At 66.1% G+C, this 3,818-nt stretch carries 2 protein-coding genes; both read right to left on the reverse strand.

From position 1 onward, the window contains the following. Positions 1-798: bifunctional ornithine acetyltransferase/N-acetylglutamate synthase (locus FVW20_RS09480; protein WP_231039007.1), on the reverse strand; the 798-nt coding region annotated here is incomplete at its 3' end. 368 nt (positions 799-1,166) lie between these two features. Beyond that, the gene (gene secA, locus FVW20_RS09485) at positions 1,167-3,701 is read right to left on the reverse strand and encodes a preprotein translocase subunit SecA (RefSeq protein ID WP_196609228.1); all 2,535 of its coding nucleotides are present in this window, start codon (positions 3,699-3,701) and stop codon (positions 1,167-1,169) included. Positions 3,702-3,818 lie beyond the last annotated feature (117 nt).

The following is a 3,818-nucleotide window of genomic DNA, read 5'->3' on the forward strand; positions in this document are numbered from 1 at the left end:
CGCGCCCAGCACGGCCAGGTCCGCGCCGCGCGCGGCCACGCCCGAGGCGCCGTTGGCCAGCCCGAACACGGTGTCGTTGGTGGAGGTGTCGCCGTCCACGGTCACGCGGTTGAAGGTGGCGTCCACCGCATCGCGGAACAGGGCCTGCCAGGCGGCGGGCTCCACGTCGGCGTCGCACAGCACTGTGGCCAGCATGGTGGCCATGTTGGGGCAGATCATGCCCGCGCCCTTGGCCATGCCCACCAGGGTCACCGTGCCGCCGGAAAGCTCCACCGTGCGCGAGGCGAACTTGGGAAAGGCGTCGGTGGTCATGATGGCTTTGGCGAAATCTTCCGGGCCCTTGCTGCCAAGGTCTGCCGCAAGGGCGGGCACGGCGGCGGTCCACTTGTCCATGGGCAGTTGCGCGCCGATGACGCCCGTGGACGCGGGCAGGATGTCCTGCGGCGCAAGGCCGGTGGCGGCAGCCACCAGTTCCAGCGTGGCGCGGCAGTTGGCGATGCCTTCGTCACCGGTGCAGGCGTTGGCCTGGCCGGAATTGATCAGCACCGCACGGGCCTTGGGGGCGCGGGCCAGAATGTCGCGCGCAACAAGCACCGGAGCGGCCTGGAACAGGTTTTTGGTGAACACGGCGGCTGCCACGGCGGGGGTGTCGCTGACCACCAGCGCCAGGTCGTCCCTACCCGACTTTCGGAACCCGGCGCCCGTGGTGGCAAAGCGGAAGCCCCTGGGGGCCGCGCAGGGGGCGGGGATTTCGCCGTTGATGGTCGGGGACGCTGCCGGGGTATCGGTGGTGGCCATACTGGCTCCGTGTTCGGCCCGGTGGGCCGGTTGTCGGGTGCGTGGGGTGTACCCGCTGGCGCGTGGGTCGCGCCATTCGGCGTGCGACGGCACACGTGGTGCGTATTACGGGCAAGTCCCGGAAAAGTGAAGGGCGGCGCAATAACACCGTGCCGGACCATGACCGATGGCAAGCCCCGGAAGCCGGGTCTTGCAAAGGCACGTCCTTCGGACACACGGGCCTGACCGCGTGCCGGCGGCAGTGCATGCCGCCTGCGCTCGTCCGGCGTCGTCGGGTCAGCCAAAAGACCCGCTGCCCCAACGGGCAGGGGCGGAACGGGTATGACCCGCTCCGCCCCTGATTGTGTGCGACTGTGCCCTACGGCGCGCTAGGCGCCGCAGCACTTCTTGTATTTCTGGCCGCTGCCGCAGGGGCACGGGTCGTTGCGGCCAACCTTGGGCTCGCCTCGTCGCTCGGGCGCGGCGGACGGGGTTTCCTTCTGCGCGCCGGAATAGTTCAGGCTCTTGGGCTCTTCCTTGTGCTTGAATTCCTGCTTCAGTTCTTCCGGCGGGGCCTGTTCCTCGCGCTGGATGCGCAGGCGTGTCAGGGCGCGGAATAGGTTTTCGCGCATGCGGAACAGCATTTCCTGGAACAGCGAGAAGCCCTCGCGCTTGTATTCCTGCTTGGGATCGCGCTGGCCGTACCCGCGCAGGCCGATGCCGTCGCGCAGGTGGTCCATGTTCAGCAGGTGCTCCTTCCAGCAGCGGTCCACTTCTTCCAGCAGGAAGAAACGAAGGATGTCGCGGTACACTTCGCCGGTGTCACGCTTCAGTTCGTCCAGGATGGACAGTACGGCGCCGCGCGCGGTTTCGCGGTCGGGCAGGTTGCCATCCGTCAGGGGCAGCACGCGGGTGATGTTGAACACGTCGCGCAGGCGGGCCATGGCGTAGGCCTTGGCGTCGTCGCCCTCGCTGCCCTTGCCCTGCTCCGCGTCGCCGTAGATTTCGTCGAACAGGTCGTCCATGAACTCGACGGCGGTCTCTTCAAGGTCCGCCTCCATCATGGTTTCGCGGCGCAGGGTGTAGATGACCTCGCGCTGCTGGTTCATGACGTTGTCGTAGTCCAGCAGGGTCTTGCGGATTTCGAAGTTGTGCCCTTCCACGCGCTTCTGGGCGTTTTCGATGGCCCGGCTGACCATGCGGTTCTCGATGGGTTCGCCTTCCTCCATGCCCAGCTTCTGCATCAGGCCGGAGATGCGGTCGGACCCGAACAGGCGCATCAGGTCGTCTTCGAGCGAAAGGTAGAACCGCGAAGAGCCGGGGTCGCCCTGTCGGCCCGAACGGCCGCGCAACTGGTTGTCGATGCGGCGGCTTTCGTGGCGTTCGGTGCCCAGGATGTGCAGGCCGCCGCTTTCGCGCACGCCGTCGCCCAGCACGATGTCGGTACCGCGGCCCGCCATGTTGGTGGCGATGGTGACCTTGCCGCGCTGGCCCGCCTGGGCCACGATTTCGGCTTCCTGCTCGTGGTGCTTGGCGTTCAGCACGTTGTGCGGCACGCCCGTCTTCTTGAGCATGGCCGAAAGCAGTTCCGACGTCTCGATGGAAATGGTGCCCACCAGCACCGGCTGGCCGCTCTTGTGCAGCTCGCCGATGGCGGCCACGATGGCTTCGAACTTTTCACGCCGGGTGCGGTAGATGGAATCCGGATAGTCCTTGCGGACCATGGGCTTGTTGGTCGGGATGGTGATGACCTGAAGCCCGTAGATCTGCTGGAATTCCACGGCTTCGGTATCCGCCGTGCCGGTCATGCCCGCCAGCTTCTTGTACATGCGGAAGTAGTTCTGGAAGGTGATGGAGGCCAGCGTCTGGTTTTCCGCTTCCACCTTCACCTTTTCCTTGGCTTCCAGCGCCTGGTGCAGCCCGTCGCTGAAGCGGCGGCCCGGCATGAGGCGGCCCGTGAACTCGTCCACGATGACCACCTGGTCTTCGGGGGTGACGATGTAGTCCACGTCGCGCCGGAACACGTGGTGGGCCTTCAAGGCCTGCAACACGTGGTGCTGGAAGGTGATGTTGCCGGGGTCGAACAGGTTGTCGATGCCCAGCAGTTCTTCACATTTCGCCACGCCCTCGTCGGTGAGGGTGGCGGTGCGGGCCTTTTCGTCCACGGAAAAGTGGGTTTCGGCGGAAAGCCTGGGGATGATGTCGTCCACGCGGCGGTAGAGGCCGGTGGAATCCTCCGACGGGCCGGAGATGATCAGCGGGGTGCGGGCCTCGTCGATGAGGATGGAGTCCACTTCGTCCACGATGGCGAAATTGTGTTCGCGCTGCACCAACTGGTGCGGGTAGAACTTCATGTTGTCGCGCAGGTAGTCGAAGCCGAATTCGTTGTTGGTGCCGTATGTGATGTCGGCGCCGTAGGCTTCCTTGCGTTCCTCGTCGGACAGGCCGTGCACGATGACGCCCACGGAAAGGCCCAGGAAGTTGTACAGGCGGCCCATCCACCCGGCGTCGCGCTTGGCCAGGTAGTCGTTGACGGTGACCACGTGCACGCCGCGCCCGGAAATGGCGTTCAGCACCACGGGCAGGGTTGCCACAAGGGTCTTGCCTTCACCGGTCTTCATTTCGGCGATGCGGCCTTCGTGCAGCACCATGCCGCCGACCAACTGCACGTCGAAGTGGCGCATGTTCAGGGCGCGCTTGCCCGCCTCGCGCGTCAGCGCAAAGACTTCGGGCAGCAGGTCGTCCAGGCTGCGACCGTTCTGGGCCTGTTCGCGGTATTCGGCTATGCGCGCCGGAAAATCGTCGTCGGCCAGGGCCTGCATCTGCGGCTCAAGGGCGTTGATGGCCTCGACGCGGGTGCGGCAGCGCTTGATGTAGCGGTCGTTGGAAGAGCCGAAGATGCTTTTGAACAGGGTATCGAACATTCCTTCTCCCGAAAGGTGGGGGCGGTGGGAACGCGGGGCGGCGATGGCCGGTTGCCGCGCATGAGGCCCCGCGCGAAGCGGGGCTGGCGATGGCCGCAGGGCCGACGGACCGGGGGG

It is taken from the genome of Nitratidesulfovibrio oxamicus, from assembly GCF_015731765.1.
Lineage (GTDB): Bacteria > Desulfobacterota > Desulfovibrionia > Desulfovibrionales > Desulfovibrionaceae > Cupidesulfovibrio > Cupidesulfovibrio oxamicus.

Coding starts and splice junctions, on each gene's coding strand:
- secA (WP_196609228.1), bottom strand. CDS start 3,701: ATGTTCGATACCCTGTTCAAAAGCATCTTCGGCTCTTCCAACGACCGC.